The 18,494-nt window shown below is 67.3% G+C and carries 17 protein-coding genes and 2 pseudogenes; 4 read left to right on the top strand and 15 right to left on the bottom strand.

Annotated features, from left to right (window positions below):
- Genes slmA through argB form a run of 3 tightly spaced genes read right to left on the bottom strand, consistent with a single transcriptional unit; the run spans nt 1 to nt 2,398 of the window.
- Complete coding sequence (gene slmA / locus AB4850_RS32040) at nt 1-708, bottom strand: nucleoid occlusion factor SlmA (protein WP_414443411.1); 708 nt, start codon at nt 706-708, stop codon at nt 1-3.
- Nucleotides 675-1,502, bottom strand: a complete 828-nt coding sequence (locus AB4850_RS32035; RefSeq protein WP_414443410.1) for a pyrimidine 5'-nucleotidase — start codon at nt 1,500-1,502, stop codon at nt 675-677. The genes slmA and AB4850_RS32035 overlap by 34 nt, the downstream gene beginning before the upstream one ends.
- Nucleotides 1,499-2,398 carry an acetylglutamate kinase gene (argB, locus tag AB4850_RS32030; protein WP_414443409.1) on the bottom strand — a complete coding sequence of 300 codons (900 nt, stop codon included), beginning with the start codon at nt 2,396-2,398 and terminating at the stop codon, nt 1,499-1,501. The genes AB4850_RS32035 and argB overlap by 4 nt, the downstream gene beginning before the upstream one ends.
- A gap of 249 nt (nt 2,399-2,647) precedes the next feature.
- On the opposite strand from argB, the gene AB4850_RS32025 reads away from it, so the two are divergent.
- The 3 genes from AB4850_RS32025 to AB4850_RS32015 are packed head-to-tail and all read left to right on the top strand — an operon-like array spanning nt 2,648 to nt 4,772.
- Nucleotides 2,648-2,905 carry a hypothetical protein gene (locus tag AB4850_RS32025; RefSeq protein ID WP_414443408.1) on the top strand — a complete coding sequence of 86 codons (258 nt, stop codon included), beginning with the start codon at nt 2,648-2,650 and terminating at the stop codon, nt 2,903-2,905.
- 12 nt (nt 2,906-2,917) lie between these two features.
- Nucleotides 2,918-4,201, top strand: a complete 1,284-nt coding sequence (locus AB4850_RS32020) for an ATP-binding protein (protein ID WP_414443407.1) — start codon at nt 2,918-2,920, stop codon at nt 4,199-4,201.
- Nucleotides 4,202-4,229: 28 nt separating this feature from the next.
- Nucleotides 4,230-4,772: a response regulator transcription factor gene (locus AB4850_RS32015; RefSeq protein ID WP_414443406.1), complete on the top strand. Its 543-nt coding sequence runs from the start codon at nt 4,230-4,232 to the stop codon at nt 4,770-4,772.
- 91 nt (nt 4,773-4,863) lie between these two features.
- Here the strand turns inward: AB4850_RS32015 and hslU are convergent, their stop codons facing one another.
- The 8 genes and pseudogenes from hslU to dapF all read right to left on the bottom strand — a co-directional run bounded on the left by hslU (nt 4,864) and on the right by dapF (nt 13,302).
- Nucleotides 4,864-6,207: an ATP-dependent protease ATPase subunit HslU gene (gene hslU, locus AB4850_RS32010; RefSeq protein WP_414443405.1), complete on the bottom strand. Its 1,344-nt coding sequence runs from the start codon at nt 6,205-6,207 to the stop codon at nt 4,864-4,866.
- Nucleotides 6,208-6,221: 14 nt separating this feature from the next.
- Complete coding sequence (gene hslV, locus AB4850_RS32005) at nt 6,222-6,758, bottom strand: ATP-dependent protease subunit HslV (RefSeq protein ID WP_013699714.1); 537 nt, start codon at nt 6,756-6,758, stop codon at nt 6,222-6,224.
- Between the two features lie 282 nt (nt 6,759-7,040).
- A complete protein-coding gene (dksA, locus tag AB4850_RS32000; protein WP_414443404.1) occupies nt 7,041-7,457 on the bottom strand; it encodes an RNA polymerase-binding protein DksA in 417 nt (138 codons plus the stop codon).
- 554 nt (nt 7,458-8,011) lie between these two features.
- A pseudogene (locus tag AB4850_RS31995) lies at nt 8,012-9,115 on the bottom strand (CobW family GTP-binding protein); the annotation flags it as partial.
- Nucleotides 9,116-9,278: 163 nt separating this feature from the next.
- Nucleotides 9,279-10,535, bottom strand: a complete 1,257-nt coding sequence (locus AB4850_RS31990; protein ID WP_414443403.1) for a class I SAM-dependent rRNA methyltransferase — start codon at nt 10,533-10,535, stop codon at nt 9,279-9,281.
- Nucleotides 10,536-10,723: 188 nt separating this feature from the next.
- On the bottom strand, nt 10,724-11,644 hold the full coding sequence (gene xerC, locus AB4850_RS31985; RefSeq protein WP_414443402.1) for a tyrosine recombinase XerC: 921 nt from the start codon (nt 11,642-11,644) through the stop codon (nt 10,724-10,726).
- An 11-nt stretch (nt 11,645-11,655) separates the two neighbouring features.
- Nucleotides 11,656-12,366 carry a DUF484 family protein gene (locus AB4850_RS31980; protein ID WP_414443401.1) on the bottom strand — a complete coding sequence of 237 codons (711 nt, stop codon included), beginning with the start codon at nt 12,364-12,366 and terminating at the stop codon, nt 11,656-11,658.
- 69 nt (nt 12,367-12,435) lie between these two features.
- Nucleotides 12,436-13,302, bottom strand: a complete 867-nt coding sequence (gene dapF / locus AB4850_RS31975) for a diaminopimelate epimerase (protein ID WP_414443400.1) — start codon at nt 13,300-13,302, stop codon at nt 12,436-12,438.
- 361 nt (nt 13,303-13,663) lie between these two features.
- Here dapF and AB4850_RS31970 point away from each other — a divergent pair, with 361 nt between their 5' ends.
- Nucleotides 13,664-13,966, top strand: coding sequence for a HigA family addiction module antitoxin (locus tag AB4850_RS31970; RefSeq protein ID WP_414443399.1), 303 nt, complete (start codon nt 13,664-13,666; stop codon nt 13,964-13,966).
- A 27-nt stretch (nt 13,967-13,993) separates the two neighbouring features.
- On the opposite strand, the gene AB4850_RS31965 is transcribed toward AB4850_RS31970, so the two are convergent.
- The 4 genes and pseudogenes from AB4850_RS31965 to AB4850_RS31950 form a co-directional block, all read right to left on the bottom strand.
- Nucleotides 13,994-15,034 (bottom strand): porin, encoded by a 1,041-nt coding sequence (locus tag AB4850_RS31965; protein WP_414443398.1) that lies wholly within the window; start codon nt 15,032-15,034, stop codon nt 13,994-13,996.
- 140 nt (nt 15,035-15,174) lie between these two features.
- Nucleotides 15,175-16,533 (bottom strand): C4-dicarboxylate transporter DctA, encoded by a 1,359-nt coding sequence (dctA, locus tag AB4850_RS31960; RefSeq protein ID WP_414445673.1) that lies wholly within the window; start codon nt 16,531-16,533, stop codon nt 15,175-15,177.
- A gap of 91 nt (nt 16,534-16,624) precedes the next feature.
- The gene (locus AB4850_RS31955; protein WP_414443397.1) at nt 16,625-17,536 is read right to left on the bottom strand and encodes a hypothetical protein; all 912 of its coding nucleotides are present in this window, start codon (nt 17,534-17,536) and stop codon (nt 16,625-16,627) included.
- 37 nt (nt 17,537-17,573) lie between these two features.
- Nucleotides 17,574-18,353: pseudogene (locus tag AB4850_RS31950) on the bottom strand (amidohydrolase family protein); the annotation flags it as partial.
- Nucleotides 18,354-18,494 lie beyond the last annotated feature (141 nt).

The raw sequence follows: 18,494 nt of genomic DNA, 5'->3' as shown, positions 1-18,494 counted from the left end.
TTACCGCAGAATCAGCTGCAATTGCTCATCGGCACGCTCTTCCGGCGCCGTCGCGAAGCCGCTGCCCGCGTAGCGGTGCCAACGGCCGAGCACGTACGAGATCAGCAGGCTCGCGCGGGTCGCCGGGTCGTACCCGGCCGGCAGCGGCGCGCTGGCGGGGGTGCCCGGCGCATCGCCGTCGCGCGCGTTCGATTCGAGCAGCGCGATGCGCAGGCATTGCCGCACCGATGCCTCGACGCGTTCGATCATCCGCTCGATGCGCTCGGCCAGCCGCTCGTGCTCGCCGACCAGCGCCTCGCCCGTCAGCACGCGCGTCATGCCTCGATTCTTCGCCGCGAAACCCAGCAGCATCAGCGCGATCGCGCGCGCCTGCAGCACGCCGTCCGGCTCCTTCTCGACGATCTGGTTGATCAAGCCGAAGAACGTGCTCTCGATGAACTCGATCAGGCCTTCGAACATTTGCGCCTTGCTTGCGAAATGGCGGTATAGCGCGGCTTCGGATATGTCGAGCCGCGCCGCCAGGGCAGCAGTGGTGATTTTTTCGCGCTTCGGCGCTTCCAGCATGGCGGCCAGCGTCTGCAGGATCAGCACGCGGCGTTCGCCGGGCTTGGGGCGCGTGCGCCCGCGTTCGCCTGCGGTAGCCGGGGCGTTGGCGGTGGTGGTCTCGTCGTGGTTTACGGCCGCGTCGCGCGGGTCAGTCGGTTGCATTTTTGTCGCCCCGATCGTGTGCTCAGTCGCAGCGATTGTAGCGAAGCAATACGACGATCGACATAGTGCGGCTTGCCGACGCGGGGCAAATGCCCGGGAAGGTGCCCGGTGATCCAGATGGTGCGGATGCCGAGCCGCTTGTAGCGCTTCAGGTGGCTGCGCGTGTCCTCGACGAGGATCGCATCGGCCAGCGACGCATGCGCGTCGCGCATCGCCTCGCGCAGCATCGACGCATCGGGTTTCGCGCGCCAGGCGCGACGGCCGCGCATATGTTCGATCGCGATCACGCGCTCGAACAGCCGCTCGATGCCGAGTTCGGCCAGCACCGCGCGCGCGTAGCGTTCCGGCGCGTTGGTCAGTACGATCTTGCGGCCGGGCAGGGCGGCGATCCGGCGTGCCAGCCCGCGCTCGGCGCGCAGCATCGACGGCAGATCGGCGAAGGTGTGCACCACCTTGAGGAAATCGTTCGGATCGATCGGATGATGACGCGCCAGCCCCAGCAGCGCCGCGCCGTAGCGTTTCGTGTACGTGGTGCGCAGGTGATCGGCCTGGGCGCGATCGACCTGGAGGCTGTCGATGATGTACTGCGTCATCGCGGCGTTGATGGCCGGGAAGATCGCGTGCGAGGCGTGGTGGAGCGTGTTGTCGAGATCGAACAGCCAGACCGGCCGCCCGGCGAGCGGCCGGGTACGGCGTGCCCGGCGCGGCGCGGCTGGCGCAACGGCGACCGCCGCTGCAAGGACTTCCGCCGGCTCCGGCGGGTTGGCCGCGCCGGCGGGAAGGTGCCCGCTCAATGCGAGCGGATCATCGTGCCGAACGGCTGTTCGGTCAGGATTTCGAGTAGTACCGAGTGCTCGATGCGGCCGTCGACGATGTGCACCGACTTCACGCCGCTCTTGGCGGCGTCGAGTGCCGACGAGATCTTCGGCAGCATGCCGCCCGAGATCGTGCCGTCTTCGAACAGCGCGTCGATCTCGCGCGCCGACAGGTCGGTCAGCAGGTTGCCTTCCTTGTCCATCACGCCCGGGATGTTCGTCATCATGACGAGCTTCTCGGCGTTCAGCACCGTGGCCAGCTTGCCGGCCACCAGGTCGGCGTTGATGTTGTACGACAGGCCGTCCTCGCCGAAGCCGATCGGCGAGATGACCGGGATGAACGCGTCGTCCTGCAGCGCCTTCACCACGGCCGGGTTGATCGCCTCGACCTCGCCCACCTGGCCGATGTCGATGTACTGACCGGGGTTGTCGCGATCCGGCATCATCAGCTTGCGCGCGTGGATCAGGCCGCCGTCCTTGCCCGTCAGGCCCACCGCGTGGCCGCCGAAATGATTGATCAGCGTGACGATATCCTGCTGGACTTCGCCGCCCAGCACCCACTCGACGACTTCCATGGTTTCTTCGTCGGTGACGCGCATGCCCTGGATGAACGTGCCCTGCTTGCCGATCTTCTTGAGCGCCGTGTCGATCTGCGGGCCGCCACCGTGGACGATCACCGGATTGATGCCGACCAGCTTCAGCAGGATCACGTCGCGCGCGAAGCCCTGCTTCAGTCGCTCTTCCGTCATTGCGTTGCCGCCGTACTTGATCACCACGGTCTTGCCGTGATATCGGCGAATATACGGCAGCGCCTGCGCGAGAATTTCGGCTTTCAGCGTGGGAGCGATCTGCGAGAGGTCGAGAGGATCGGACATGGCTCAGACTCGTGTTCGGGGCGGTTGATACTGAAACGGGACGGGCGAAACACGGCGAATTGTACACAACTGGCGCAGTGCAGCATGCGGTTTTTGGCCAATTCGGCCATTTGGCCGAAGCCTGCGGCGGCTCGGGTTTCGCGCGGTTTTTCCGCGACAAAAGGGCACAATCGAAGGTGGCCAGCCGAAGCAATCTCGGCCGCCCGCGCTATGCTTGACGGATTCCTTTCCGGAGCCGCTCACGCCACCATGCCAAGCTTCGCAACCACCGTACCCGCCTCGCGCCGCTGCCCACAGTGCACCGCCGCGTTCGATTGCGGCGCGGCTGCGGTGAGCGCGGCCGCCGAGGCCGAGCCGTTCACCTGCTGGTGCGCGGCGCTGCCGCCGCTGGCGGCCCCGGCCGGCCGGTGCCTGTGTCCCGCCTGTCTGGCGGGCGCGCTCGCCAGACAGGTGGCGGCCGCCCCGTGCAGCCCCGGCTGGAAGGGCCATAGCGACGCGACGGAGTAAACTGCGCCGATCATGCAACGAATCACCACCACTGGCCGCGTCAATCTCGGCAACCTGTTCTGGCTGCGCACGCTGGCCATCGTCGGCCAGCTCGTCACGATCGCCGTGGCGAAGGCCTTTTTCGGCGCGAACCTGCCGCTGCCGGCCATGCTGAGCGTGATCGCGCTCGAGGTCATGTTCAACGCGCTGACCTGGCTGCGCGTGCTGCGTGCCCGCCCCGAAACCAATTTCGAGCTGATGGGCCAGTTGTGGGTGGACATCGGCGCGCTCACGGCGCTGCTGTTCCTGTCGGGCGGCACCACCAATCCATTCGTCTCGCTGTACCTGCCCTCGCTGGCGATCGCCGCCGCCGTGCTGCCGTGGCACCTGATGGTCTGGCTGGCGGCGTTCTCGGTGGCCTGCTATTTCACGCTCGGCTTCAATTCGGTGCCGCTCGATCTCGACAACCCGGCCAACCTGTTCGATTACTACCGCGCCGGGCAGGGCGTGAACTTCCTCGTGTCGGTCGGCCTGATCGCCTGGTTCGTGGCGCGCATGTCGAACGCGCTGCGTCAACGCGACGCGGCGCTCGGCGAGGCGCAGCAGCGGTTGCTGCGCGACGAGCGGGCCGTCGCGCTCGGTGTGCAGGCGGCCACCGTGGCCCACGAAATGGGCACGCCGCTGTCCACCATTGCGATGCTGACCGAGGAATTGCGCGACGCGGCGCGCATCGATGCCCGGCTCGCGCCGTACGACGCCGACCTCAAGGTGCTGGAAGAACAGATGACGCAGTGCACGTCGGCGCTGGCGCGGCTGCGCAGCCGCGCCTCGGGGCCGGCCACGCGCGAGAACGTGGCCAACTGGCTCGACACGTTCGGCCGTCACTGGCGGCTGCGCCATCCGCATGTGCAATTCGAGCAGCTCGGCGCGGGGCCGGCCGGTGCCGAGCTGGAGGATACGGTGGCGATCGGGCAGATCCTCACCATCCTGCTCGACAACGCGGCCCGCGCGAGCCGCGACCGCGTGACGCTGCAGGCAAGGCTCACGCGCCAGTCCGATCGCGACACCATCGTGTTCGAGGTGGTCGACAACGGCCCGGGCATCCCGCCGTCCCTGCGGGAATCGCTCGGCACGGCGCCGGTGGACAGCACCCAGGGCGGCAATGGCGTCGGCCTGTATCTGGCGTTCAGCGCCGCCGCGCGCCTGGGCGGCACGATCGAATTGCTCGACGCAGCACCGCGCGGCACGCGCGCGCTGCTGCGGCTGCCCGCGCTGCGCGGCGCCGTTTCGTCGGCGGAACCCGCGCAGGCCTCATAACCTATCGCTGATACAAAGGAGAACAACGATGAGCGACAACCACTTTCTGGTGATCGACGACAACGAAGTTTTTGCCGGCACGCTGGCCCGAGGGCTCGAACGGCGCGGCTATCTGGTACAGCAGGCGCATTCTCGCGATGCGGCACTGAAGCTCGCGAGTGCGTCGAAATTCGAGTTCATCACGGTCGACCTGCATCTCGGCGAGGATTCGGGGCTGTCGCTGATCGCGCCGCTCTGCGATCTGCAGCCCGACGCGCGCATCCTGGTGCTCACCGGCTATGCCAGCATCGCCACGGCCGTGCAGGCCGTGAAGGACGGCGCGGACAACTATCTGTCGAAGCCGGCCAACGTCGAATCGATCCTCGCCGCGTTGCAGACCAACGCCACCGAGGTGCAGGCCGAGGACGCGCTCGAGAACCCGGTCGTGCTGTCGGTCGACCGCCTCGAATGGGAGCACATCCAGCGCGTGTTGGCCGAGAACGGCAACAACATCTCCGCCACGGCGCGCGCGCTGAACATGCACCGTCGCACGCTGCAACGCAAGCTGGCCAAGCGGCCGGTGCGGCAATAAGCATCCCCGTCGGCGCGCCGGCTCGGCGCGCCAAAACGAAACGGGCGGCCCGCTTGCGCGGAGCCGCCCGTTTGCCTGGCCGACGCGACGCTTACAGCACGTAGCGCGACAGATCCTCATCCCGCGACACTTCGCCGAGCGCGCGGTCGACATAGGCTGCATCCACCGTCAGCGCTTCGCCCGCGTGATTGCCGGCCGCGAACGACACGTCTTCCAGCAGCTTCTCGATCACCGTATACAGGCGCCGCGCACCGATGTTCTCGGTTTTCTCGTTGACCGAGTAGGCGATCTCGGCGAGGCGGCGGATGCCGTCGTCGGCGAATTCGAGCTTGACGTCCTCGGTGGCGAGCAGCGCCTGGTATTGCTTGACGAGGCTGGCGTCGGTGGCCACCAGGATCGATTCGAAATCTTCCACCGACAGCGAATCGAGTTCGACGCGAATCGGGAAACGTCCTTGCAGCTCGGGGATCAGATCGCTCGGTTTCGACAGGTGGAACGCGCCGCTCGCGATGAACAGCACGTGATCGGTCTTGATCATGCCGTACTTGGTGTTGACCGTGGTGCCTTCGACCAGCGGCAGCAGATCGCGCTGCACGCCCTGACGCGAGACTTCGCCACCACCGCCTTCGTTGTTGCGCGACGCGATCTTGTCGATTTCGTCGAGGAACACGATGCCGTTCTGCTCGACGTTCTGCACGGCCCGGGTCTTCACTTCCTCGTCGTTGAGCAGCTTGCCCGCTTCCTCGTCGGTCAGCAGCTTCAGCGCTTCCTTGATCTTGACCTTGCGGCGCGTTTTCTTGCCGCCGCCGATGTTCGAGAACATCGAGCGGATCTGCTCGGTCATCTCTTCCATGCCCGGCGGCGCCATGATGTCCATGCCGGCCTGCGGCTGCTCGATGTCGAGCTCGACTTCCTTGTCGTCGAGCGCGCCTTCGCGCAGGCGCTTGCGGAAGGTCTGGCGCGTGACGTTGTTGTCGTCGTTGGCGGTGTCGCCGTTCGAGCCGAAGCCGACCGCGCGCGGTTGCGGCAGCAGGATGTCGAGGATGCGGTCCTCGGCCAGATCCTGCGCCTTCGAGCGCACCTTGCGCATTTCGGTTTCGCGCGTCTGCTTGATGGCGATTTCGATCAGGTCGCGCACGATGCTGTCCACGTCGCGGCCCACGTAGCCGACCTCGGTGAACTTGGTCGCCTCGATCTTGATGAACGGCGCATCGGCCAGCTTGGCCAGACGGCGCGCGATTTCGGTCTTGCCGACGCCCGTCGGCCCGATCATCAGGATGTTCTTCGGCGTGATTTCCTGGCGCAGCGGCTCGGCCACCTGCTGGCGGCGCCAGCGGTTGCGCAGCGCGACGGCCACGGCCTTCTTCGCCTTGTTCTGCCCGATGATGTGCTTGTCGAGTTCCGAGACGATCTCGGCAGGGGTCATGGTGCTCATGTCGGCGTCCTTCCTTACTCGATCGTTTCGATGATGTGGCTGTGGTTCGTGTAGATGCACATGTCGCCGGCGATCGTCAGCGCCTTCTTGACGATCTCGCCCGGCGACAGCTCGGTGTTCTCGGCCAACGCGCGCGCCGCGGCCTGTGCGTAGGAGCCGCCCGAGCCGATCGCGCAGATCCCGCCTTCGGGGTCGAGCACGTCGCCGTTGCCGGTGATGACGAGCGTGGTGGTCTTGTCGGCCGTGATCAACATCGCTTCCAGGCGGCGCAGCATGCGGTCGGTGCGCCAATCCTTGGCGAGTTCGACAGCGGCGCGCGTCAGGTTGCCCTGGTGCTTTTCGAGCTTGGCTTCGAAACGGTCGAGGAGCGAGAACGCATCGGCGGTGCCGCCGGCGAAACCGACCAGCACCTGATTGTTGTAGATGCGGCGCACCTTGCGCGCGCCGCCCTTCATGACGATGTTGCCGAGCGTGACCTGGCCGTCGCCGCCGAGCGCGACCTGCTCGCCGCGCCGCACGGAAACGATCGTCGTGCCGTGATATTGCTCCATCTGCGTTCCTTCAGAGAATCCGGGGAGGACGCGGAGGTGCAGGCGCACCGCCGCCCTGGCGACACGCGGCGCAGCCGTCGGGCGCGCCACGCGTATTCAGACCATGTTAGGGCACGCGCGGCGATATCAAGAGTGGAATTCGGTGAAGCGGGGGGGCGAAACGGGCACACGGGAGCGTGCTGCGAGGCATGGCGGGCGCACCAAAACAAAAAGCGCGCGGCAAGCCGCGCGCTGTTTCGAAGCAGCGTGAGTGGGCGCGGGAAGCCGCCGCGCCGGGCGGGATCAGTCGCCGAACAGCTTCTGGCGCAGCTCGCGGCGCTCTTGCGCTTCGAGCGAGAGCGTGGCGGTCGGGCGGGCGATCAGGCGCGGGATGCCGATCGGCTCGCCGGTTTCCTCGCACCAGCCGTAATCGCCGGAATCCACGCGAGCCAGCGACTGCTGCACCTTCTTCAGCAGCTTGCGCTCGCGATCGCGCGTGCGCAGTTCGAGCGCGTGTTCTTCCTCGATCGTCGCGCGGTCGGCGGGATCGGGAACGATCACCGTTTCGCGCAGATTCTCGGTCGTCTGGCCTGCATTGCGGAGAATGTCCGCCTGCAACTGTTCGAGCCGATTTTTGAAGAATGCGAGCTGATCTGCATTCATGTAATCCTTGTCGCTCATCTTCAGGATTTCGGCTTCGGTCAAGAGTTTGTTCGTCATCTGCTTGCTTCTTCAATGTGCGGCAAATCGAGAGAGATTGCCCGCACTTTGGGATTACCCGCAACGGCCGTTGTCATGGTTTGCCAATCATTTGCCGTGTCGGGGCCGAAAGCCTCCGGTACCGGTTCGCTCAGGTACCTCCTGGTGCCGGCCCGCTTGCTGCGTCGCGTGTTCCGCCGCCCGCTCGAGGCCGGCCGGCGGTGGCGATGCCGGTGTTGCCCGATAAGTCATGCAAGAACCGGGCCTGATGCTGCCGCGTCCAGTGGGCACGTATTGTAACTGAATCGCTCCGCAGTTCCGCATAGGGGGGATTCCGCGGTCGCGCCGCCCGGATATCCTAAAAATATAACCTGCGGAACGCGAAAAAGCGATGACGCGATCAAATCATGTGCCTGCCCTGTAAAAACGACAATGACGCGAACGTTCGGGCGCGTTGAAAGGCGAGGGAAAGGCGGCCGGCAATGGTCAGGCGGCTGCGACGAAATGCGGGAGGGGGCGGGGGAATTGACTGTGCCGCCGGGCCCGCGAGGTGGCCCGGCCGGTGGCTCGCGGCGTTACGCGAGGCAGGCGTCGAGGCCGTCGGTGATCAGGTCTTGCGGCAGATCGATGCCGATGAACACCATCTTGCTGGTCTTCTTGTCGACCGGCAGCCACTTCGCGGCCAGATCGCTGCCCATCATCTGGTGCACGCCCTGGAACACCACCTTGCGATCCACGCCCTTCATGTACAGCACGCCCTTGTAGCGCAGCAGGCGCTCGCCGTAGATCTGCAGGATGCCACCGAGGAAATCCTCCAGCTTGTTCGGATCGAACGGGCGATCGTTGCGGTAGACGAACGACTTGATCTTGTCGTCGTGGTGCGCGTGATGGTGGTTCTGGTGACCGTGGCCGTGATCGTGATCGCAATGGCCGTGGTCATGATCGCAGTTCGCGTGATCGTGGCCATGGTCGTGACCGTGGTCATGGCCATGATCGTGATGCGCGTGATCGTCTTCCACCAGGAAATCCGGATCGATCTCGAGTTTGGCGTTCAGGTTGAAGCCGCGCAGATCGAAGATTTCCTTGATGTCGGCTTCGCCGAAATTCACCTGGCGGATCGCCGCGCGCGGGTTCATGTGCATCAGGCGGTGCTTGAGGCCGGCGAGCGTGGCCTCGTCGACCAGATCGGCCTTGGTGATGAACAGGCGATCGGCGAAGCCCACCTGGCGCTGCACCACTTCGTGCTCGTCGAGCTGCGCGTTGGCGTGCTTGGCGTCGACCAGCGTGATGATCGCGTCGAGCAGGAAATCGTCGGCGATCTCGCTGTCGATGAAGAAGGTTTGCGCGACCGGGCCGGGGTTGGCCAGGCCGGTGGTTTCGATCACGACGCGGTCGAAATCGAGCTTGCCTTCGCGCTTGCGGGCGGCCAGATCGCCGAGCGCGCGCGCCAGATCGCCGCGGATCGTGCAGCAGATGCAGCCGTTGCTCATCTGGATGATCTGCTCGTTGCTGTCCTGCACGAGGATTTCGTTGTCGATGTTCTCTTCGCCGAACTCGTTCTCGATCACGGCGATCTTCATGCCGTGCTGTTCGTTCAGGATGCGCTTGAGCAGCGTGGTCTTGCCGCTGCCGAGGAAGCCGGTGAGGATGGTGACGGGAGTGGCCATGTCGATCGCCTTGTTTGGGAAACGGGGTCAAAGCCGGGACGGCCCCGGCGCAATGCCATTGCGGCGCCGGCTTGCCGCCGCGCCTGCATAACCACTTATTGAAACATAGTTGTCAAGACCGCGCGCCTCGGCCGTTCGGCCCTATACGCGCGGCGGATTCCGCAGATCGGGGCGCTCAGGCGATTTGCAACAGCAGGCCCTTCAGGTATTCGCCTTCCGGGAACGCCGTCAGCAGCGGGTGATCGACGCCCGCGCCGAGCCGCTTGAGGATGCGCGCATCGACGCGCGCGTCCGCGGCCGCGCCGGCCACGATCTTCTGGAACAGATCCATGTCGATCGCGCCCGAGCACGAATAGGTAAACAGCAGGCCGCCCGGGCGCAGCAGCCGGAAGCCGCTCAGGTTGATGTCCTTGTAGGCACGCGCGGCACGGTCCACGTGCTCGCGCGCCGGCGCGAACTTCGGCGGATCGAGCACCACCACGTCGAAGCGCTCGCCTTCGTCGGCGAGGCGGCGCAGCGTCTTGAACGCGTCGGCGTCGAGCCAGGTGGCGCGCGCCGGGTCGAGGCCGTTGGCGGTGACGTTGCGCTGCGCCAGCGCCAGCGCGTCGCCCGACGAATCGATCGACACCACGCGGCGGGCGCCGCCGGCCAGCGCCGCGAGCGAGAAGCCGCCGGTGTAGCAGAAGCAGTTCAGCACGTCGCGCTCGCGCGACAGCTGGCCGACCAGCGCGCGGTTGTCGCGCTGATCGACGTAGAAGCCGGTCTTGTGGCCGTTCGGCACGTCGACGTGATACCGCACGCCGTTTTCGCGCGCGATCAGCGTGGGCGGCGGCGCGTCGCCGGCCAGCACGCCGGTGATCTGCTCCAGCCCTTCCTTCTGACGAATCGACACGTCCGAACGCTCATAGACGTTCGGGCAGCCGGTGGCGGCCGTCAGCGCGGCGACGATCGCCTCCTTCCAGGCCTCGACGCCGGCCGCCATGAACTGGCAGACCAACTGGCCGCGGCGCTCGGTGGCCGGCGCCGTGGCGTCGGGCGACTGGCCGAGCGGCAGCGCGTGCGGCAAGCCGTCGTCCACGTAATAGTCGACCACCAGGCCGGGCAGGCCGTCGGCCTCGCCGAACACCAGGCGCACCGCGTCGGTGCCGGTCACCATCGTCTGGCGGTGCGCCACGGCGCGCTGGACGCGGCGCTTGAAGAACGCGTGGTCGATCGGCTCGGCCTCGTCGAAGCTCCAGACGCGCACGCGAATCTGCGAATGCGGGCTGTAGGCGCCGCGCGCGAGAAAGCGGCCGTCGTGCGAGCGCACGATGACGGTCGCGCCGGGCGCGGGCGACTTGCCGTCCACGCGGTCGATCGCGTTGGCGTAGACCCACGGATGGCGGCGCAGCAGGGATTTGTCTTTCGACGGTTTGAGCGTAACGGTTTGCATGTCGGTATCGATTCGGGCCGCGCGGGGCGCGGCGGTCAAGCAGGTGAAAACACGGGCGCGGGGCGCAAAACAGTGCAAAACGGGTGGGCGACGGGCGCAAGAACGTGGGCAAGAACGGGTGCTGAACCCGCGCAAAACCGGCACACGGCCGGTGCGCCGGACTCGGCTCGCGCCGGCCGCCGGCGGCGTCAGTCGCGCTTCTTCGCGCGCGGGTGGGCGCTGTCGTAGATCTTCGCCAGATGCTGGAAGTCGAGCGAGGTATAGACCTGGGTGGCCGAAATGCTGGCGTGGCCCAGCAACTCCTGCACCGCGCGCAGGTCGCCGCTCGATTGCAGCACATGGGTGGCGAACGAATGGCGCAGCACGTGCGGATGGACGTTGGCCGGGATGCCGGCGGTGAGCGCGGCGCGCTTGACGCGCTCGCGCACCACGCCGGGCGCCATCCGGTTGCCGCGCACCGACAGGAACAGCGGGTGCGGATCGGCGCGCACCCAGCCGTCGCGCAGCCCGAGCCAGGCGTCGAGCGCGTCGAGCGCCTTGCGGCCGACCGGCACCTTGCGCTCCTTGCCGCCCTTGCCGAGCACGGTGACTTCGGCCTCGGCGCGGTCGAGCCAGCCGGCCGACCGGTAGCCGCCGCCCTGGGCGTAATGCACGTCGAGGCCGACCAGCTCGGCGAGCCGCAGCCCCGACGAATAGAACAGCTCGACGATCGCGCGGTCGCGCACGCCTTCGGGCGTGTCGGGGAACGGTGACTCCATCAGCGCGGCGGCGTCGTCCACCGACAGCGCCTTCGGCAAGGTCTTCGGGCGTTTCGGCGCGCGCACCGTGGCGACCGGGTTGGCCGGCATCTCCACGCGCAACGCATACCAGCGGTAGAACGCGCGCCAGGCCGACAGCCGGTGCGCGATCGAGCGCGCCGACAGGCCGCCCGCATGGGCGCGCGCCACCGCGCCGCGCATGTCGGCGGCGCCCAGGCTCGCGAGCGGCCGGCCGTTCGCGAACGCGACGAGCGCGTCGAGTTCGTGCGCGTAGCCGCGCAGCGTGTGCTCCGACAACTGCCTGATGTGCTGCAGGTACGACAGGTAGGCGGCGATCGGATCGTCGGTCATGGCGATGCCGCTCAGTGCGGCAGCAGGCGCGTGAGCGCGGCGCTGGCGAGCGAGCCGATGCGGGCCAGGAAATCGGTGCCCATGCCGTCGTGGAAGCGGCGCGTGTCGGGCGAGCCGAGCACCAGCAGGCCGAACGCGTTGGCGTCGTGGTCGGCGCCGGGCGGGCGCAGCGGCACCAGCGCGATCGATTCGGGCGAGCCCGAGGCGGCAGCGGTGCCTTCCCCGCTCTCGGCCGAAGCCTCGACGGGCGCGAGCCATTGTGCGGCCTCGAAGCCGGTGTTGGCTCCGCAATACGGCGTGGTCAGGCTGTTGGCGAACAGGCGCACTTCCTCGCCGACGTGGCGCGCGAATTCGGCCTGCGAGTAGGCGTCGGCCACGTCCCAGATCCGCAGCGCCGTTTGCGGCACGTCGAACACCTCGGCCAGGCCGCCGGCGATCGCGCGCGGCAGCGCGTGCGGGTCGCGCTCGGCGATCACGCGGGCGTTCCAGCGGTCGAACTTCGCGGCGAGGCCGTCGTTCTCGTGGCCGTAGCGCAGCAGTTCGGCCAGGCGCCGGTCGAGCAGCTTGTTCTTGTCGCGCAGCATCTCCATCTGCCGTTCCTGCAGGGAGATCGCGGCCCGGCCGTGCGGGCTCGCGAGCTTGACCGTCGCCAGCAGTTCGGCGTGCCGGGCGAAGAATTCGGGGTTGGCGAGCAGGTAGTCGGCGACGTCGCGTTCGTTCATAAAGCGTTCGGTTCCGGTGCGCTTGGGTTCGGGAGCGGGGGGGCGGGGCGGTGGGCCGGGTCGGCGGGCTCAGGCAGCCAGTTCGATCGCGCCGTCGAAGACGGTCACGGCGGGGCCGGCCATCGTCAACGGGGCGGTGTCGTCGCGGGCGCCGTCCCACCGGATCGTCAGGGTGCCGCCGTGCGTGTGGACGGCAACCGGCGAATCGAGCACGCCGCGCCGGATGCCGGCCGCGACGGCCGCACAGGCGCCGGTGCCGCAGGCGAGCGTTTCGCCCGCGCCGCGCTCGAACACGCGCAGCTTCACTTCGCGGCGCGAGACGATCTGCATGAAGCCGGCGTTCACGCGCTGCGGGAAGCGCGCGTGGCGCTCTATCGCGGGGCCGTCGACCAGCACGGGGAACGCTTCGACATCGTCCACCAGTTGCACCGCGTGCGGATTGCCCATCGACACCGTGGAGATCCAGCGCGTCGCGCCGTTCACGTCGAGCGGGTAGACCGTGTCCGCGCCCTCGCGGCGGGCGTCCAGCCCGGCCGCGTCGAACGGCACGCGGGCCGGCTCGAACACGGGCGTGCCCATGTCGACCACCACCTCGCCGTTCTCCTGCATGGTCAGCGTGATCACGCCGTGCTGCACCTGGACGCGCACCGTGCGCTTGTCGGTCAGGCCCTTGTCGCGCACGAACTTGAGGAAGCAGCGCGCGCCGTTGCCGCAATGCTCGACCTCGCCGCCGTCGCAATTGAAGATCCGGTACTTGAAATCGACGCCATCAAGGCTCGGCCGCTCGACCAGCAGCAGTTGATCGGCGCCGATGCCGAAATGGCGGTCGGCGAGCGCGCGCACGCGCGCCGGCGTGAGGCCGAGGTCGCCGGCGGTGCCGTCGAGCACGACGAAGTCGTTGCCGGCGCCTTGCATCTTGGTGAACGGAAGTTTCACGGTATTCCAGGGTTGCCTGTCGGACGGGGCTGGCGGGGCGCGATCGAGCCGGGCGGCGCGCCGGGGAGGCGCTGCGCCGGGTACGCCGCGCGCGCTGCGTCAGCCTGACCGTGAATGATACATGGACTGCCGGGCGGGAATGGGAGCGGGTTGGCGGGCTTCGGGGTGCGAATCAATGACGGGGGATTTCATCGGCAAGCCGGCCGGACGGCCAGCGAACGAGACACTATCGCGCAGGGTTATGAGATGGCGGGGCTTGCAGAATCGTTGAATTCTTGGCGAGGATCTTCCGGACGCCGGATGCCAATCGTGGCGTCGGCCGGCGATTTCACCTCGCGACTATCACTGAACCGCTACCCGAATGACACGCATGCTCACCCCCCCTCACCCCGGCGAAACCTTGCGCGACGATGTGTTGCCCGCTTTGGGCCTGTCCGTCACCGAAGCCGCGGCGCAACTCGGCGTGACGCGCGCGGCGCTGTCGCGCGTGCTCAACGCCCGCGCCGCGATTTCCCCCGAAATGGCCCTGCGCATCGAAGGCTGGCTCGGCGTCGAGCGCGGCGGCCGCGCCGATCTCTGGCTGGCCGAACAACTGGCCTACGACCTCGTGCAAGCGCGCGCCAAAGGCATGCCGAAGGTCGAGCGCGCCCCCCATCCGCAATGAAGGCCGCGCTCGCCCGTTGGCGCTACATCAGAACAGATGGTCGATGCCGATCGTCACGGCCGTCTGGCTCGGCACGCCGTTCGGGTTGAGCGTGCTGACCACCGAATGGCGATACGAGGTGTAGTCGGCTTCCGCGTACAGCGTGGTGCGCTTGGACAGCAGATAAGCCAGCGAGACGATCGACAGGCCGCGCCGGCTCGCCTTGTCGGTCGATACCGTGGTCTGGTAATAGCCGCCGTAGAGCACCATCGTCGATTTGATGTTCCACGACAGGCCGCCGAAGGCGTTGTTGGTCACCTGGTGCGGCGCGCCCTGCGTCTGCAGATCCTCCGACATGAAGCCGCCCGACAGCTCGACCGGCCCGAGCCGGTAGCTGGCCCCGCCCATGTAGTAGGTGTCGCCCGCGTAGTTGGTGCCCGACAGCACGCTGCGGTGCCCGTACACCCCGCCGAGCGAGGCCGGCCCGAGCGTGTAGGTGAGGCCCACCGCGTGCGCCGCGCCGCTGGCGAAATTGCCGGCCACGCCGCCGAACGAGTTGTCCACCTCGAACAGCACGTTGCCGAAGTGGTTCTTGTACTTCACGTCGTTGTTGTTGCGCGTGCCGTCGGACGCCTGCGTCAGCGGCAGGATCGGCGTGAAGTGGAAGTGGAACGGATCGTAGTAGCTGATGATGTCGTGCGCGATCGTGTATTGCCGGCCGAAATCGAGCGAACCGTACTTCTTGTTGCCCAGGCCGACGAACGACTGCCGCTGGAACAGCGTGTTGGTGGTGTTGTCCAGCTGGCCGTTGCCGACGTTGAAGCCGCTCTCCAGCAGGAAGTGCGCATCCCAGCCGCCGCCCAGATCCTCACGGCCCCGGAAGTCGAGCTTGTTCGAACTGAAATAGCCGTTCGAATTCATCGTGTAGATCGTGCCGCCGCCCTTCGCCGCGTTGGTCTGATAGCGGATCCCGCCATCCACCGTGCCGTACAGCTGCACGCTCGACTGCGCGTGCGCCGGCAGTATCACCGTCAGCGCCGTGCTGGCCGACAGGCCCATCCCGAGGTGTCTCCAAACCCTTGTCTTCACCGTGTGTCTCCGTGTTGTCACGCCCCATCGGTGCGCCGCGACGCGACACCGCATTATTATTCGCAGGGCTAATTAATTTCGCAGCGTATCGGGCTGCGTTTGCTGCACCGACGCCCGCCTGGGCGCCGGTTGGTGCGAGGTCAGTGGCCGGCGTGGCCGCCTTCGGCCCGGTCGAGCCGCGCGAGCGGCGCGGCGTCGGGCTGGAATCCGGCTTTCAGTTCACGCCGCAGCGCGGTGCGGTCGAGCGCTTTCTCCCAGTTCGCCACCACGATCGTCGCGACGCTGTTGCCGACGATGTTGGTGAACACGAAGCCGCTCGACATCGCCTTGTGGATGCCGAGGATCAGCGCGATCGATTCGACGGGAATCGTGTTCGAGGCGGCCAGCGTGGCGGCGAGCACCGCGATCGCGGCGCCGGACACGCCGGCCGCGCCCTTCGAGGTCAGCAGCAGCACCAGCAGCAGCACGAGTTGGTCGTGCCAGCTCATCGGCGTGTTGGTGGCCTGCGCGAGAAACACGGCGGCGGCCGCGAAATACAGGCAGGTGCCGTCGTGGTTGAACGTGTAGGCGGTCGGCAGCACGAGGCCCACGACCGATTTTTCGCAGCCGAGCCGTTCGAGCTTGTCGATCAGTTGCGGAAACACCGTTTCCGACGAGCTGGTGCCGATCACCAGCAGCAGTTCCGCGCCGATGTAGCGCATCAGGCGCAGCAGGCTGAAGCCGTTCAGCTTCGCGATCGGCCACAGGATCAGCGCGAGGAACAGCGCGCAGGTCAGGTAGAACTCCAGCACCAGTTTGCCGAGCGACAGCAGCGTGCCGAAGCCGAACTTGCTGACGGTGAATGCGATCGCACCGAACGCGGCGAGCGGCGCGACCTTCATGGTCAGGCCGATGATCCAGAACAGCGAGCCGGCGGCCGAATCGATCAGGTCGAGCGCGGGCTTGGCGCGCTCGCCGATCGCCGCCAGGCCGAACGCGAACAGCACCGAGAAGAACAGCACCTGCAGCACGTCGCCGTTGGCGAACGCGCTGATCGCCGTGTGCGGGATCACGTTGAGCAGGAATTCGCTGGTGGTCACGACGTGGTGCGCCTTCGCCACGTAGGCGTCCACGGCCGACGAATGCACGCTGTGGATGTCCACGTTCATGCCCACGCCCGGCTTCAGCACGTTGATCACCACCAGCCCGAGCACCAGCGCGAGCGACGTGACCACCTCGAAATAGAACAGCGCCTTGATCGCCACCCGCCCGACCTTGCCGAAATCCTTCACGCCGGCAATGCCGCTGCACACCGTGCAGAAGATGATCGGGCCGATCAGCATCTGGATCACGCGGATGAACGCGTCGCCCAGCGGTTGCAGGTTGATGCCGAACTTCGGGAACACGTAGCCCGTGGCAACGCCGAGCGCCATGCCGGCGATGACCTGGAACGACAGGTCGCGGTAGAACGGGCGGCGCCGGCGGGGCGCGGTGGCGGTGGACTTGCCGGGCAAGCTCATGGTGTCTCCTGGTGGTGCGGCGGCGAACTGGGGTTCGCTCGACATGCGAAAAGCGTGATACCGATGCGGGTACGAAGCGGGGCGGCGCGGGTCAGCGCGCCGTGTCGCCGAGGATCGCGTAGCTGTCGGCGAAGATCTCGTCGACGCTCAGCGCGCGCGGCAGCAACTGCTGCGCCTCGCAGGCCGCGATCGTTTCCTGCAGCGGGCCGCGCAGCGCCTCGTAGCCTGCCAGAAGCTTGTCCGGCTTGCCGGCACTGGCGCCGCCAGCGGCTGCCTTGCCTTCGCACAGCAGCTTATACACCGCGCGAATGGCCTCCGGATGCGCCTCGGCCGCGGCCTGCGTGACCGTCACCACATGGTTGATCGGCACGAAACGGTGCTGCGCGTACCAGGCCTGGTCGGCGGCGGCGGCATCGGGGATCAGCGGCGCGAAATCGGGATCGTCGGGCAGATCGTTGCCGAAGATCGCCGCGTCGAGCTCGCCCGCGTGCAGCATCGCCAGCATCTTCTGGTCGGCGGCAGCGCGGCGCACGAACGACGGCTCGCGGTATTCCTCCAGGTGCGCGCCCTCGAACGTGACCCATTCGATCTGTTCGAGCGGCACGCCGTAGGTGCCGGCGAGGATCGCCCGCACCCACATGCCGGTGGTCTGCGTGTAGGCGCGCACGCCCACCTTCTTGCCGGCCAGGCGGCTCACGTCGAGTTCGCCGTGGCGACGGTTGTAGATGATGCAGCCTTGCTGGAACCGCGCGGCGATCACGAACGGCAGCAGCACCAGCGGCTTGCCGTAGGCCTTCGCCTGCAAATAGGTGGCGATCGCCAGTTCGCTGACGTCGTAGACCTGACGGCGCGCCATCGGCGCGAACGCTCGGTGGATCGGCTCGACGTCGTCGAACACGAGGTCGACGGCCGGGTCGCTCAACGCACCGGTTTTCAGCGCTTGCGTGTGCGGGTAGGTTTTCAGCGCGGTGATCAGGCGCGGGGCGGGCGAGGTGCGGGTCATCGTCGGATTCCGGAATGCAGGCGTTTCGGGCTCGCGCTCAGCGCGACAGCGCCGGGTAGACGGTCAGCGCCGTGCCGCCGAAGATCGCCTCGCGCGCCGGCGCAGGCAGCATCGCCAGGCTTTCGCGCGCATCGGCCAGCAGTTGCGGCAGCGAACCCTCGGCGGCCGGGAAGTTCGAGCCCCAGGCGATGCGGTCGGCGCCGAACGCGTCGAGCACGCGCGGGAAGAATTCGCCCGGCGTCGATGCGCCGCGCGAGGCCTCGGCGATGGTGCGGTTGGTCAGCTTCAGGTACACGCCGCGATGTTCGGCCAGGCTGAACAGCGGCGCGGCCGCTTCGTACGGGGCGCCGCCGGCCAGGTCCGGACGCGCCAGGTGATCGAGCAGCACGCGGATCTCCGGGAAGCGCGCCAGCATGTTCAGCAGCGCCGGAATGCCCTGCGCCGTCATCTGCAGGCAGATCGACACGCCGTGGCGCTGCGCGTAATCCCACACCGGGAACGAGCGCTCGTCGTCGAGCCAGCCGGCCTGGCCCGGCATGGTGCTGCCGGTGGTGAACAGGCGCAGGCCCGACAGGCCGGCGTCGAGCCAGCGCTGCAGTTGCGAGACGGCGTCGGCCGCGAGCACGTCGATCGAGAACACGCCGGCGAAGCGGTCCGGGTGCGCACGCACCGCGTGGACCACATAACTATTGTCGTTGCCGTACACCGTCGATGCCTGCACCACGACCGCGCGGTCGATACCGGCCGCATCCATCGATTCGAGCAGGCCGGCGTAGGTCACTGGGCGCTTGGCCGACCACTCGGATTGATGGCCGCCGACCGGCGCGAGCGGATAGCGTTGATTATCCGGAGAAATGGCGTGGGTATGGGTATCGATGACGACGGACATGTCCGGTCTCCTGATTGAAATCGGTGTGGAACGAATGGCTGCCACTGTAAGGCGGATGGCGTCGCGGCC

It is taken from the genome of Burkholderia sp. 22PA0106, assembly GCF_047497155.1.
In the GTDB taxonomy this organism is placed as follows: Bacteria; Pseudomonadota; Gammaproteobacteria; order Burkholderiales; family Burkholderiaceae; genus Burkholderia.
The sequence above is the reverse complement of the archived record's forward strand: the minus strand, read 5'-3'. Positions and strand labels throughout refer to the sequence as shown.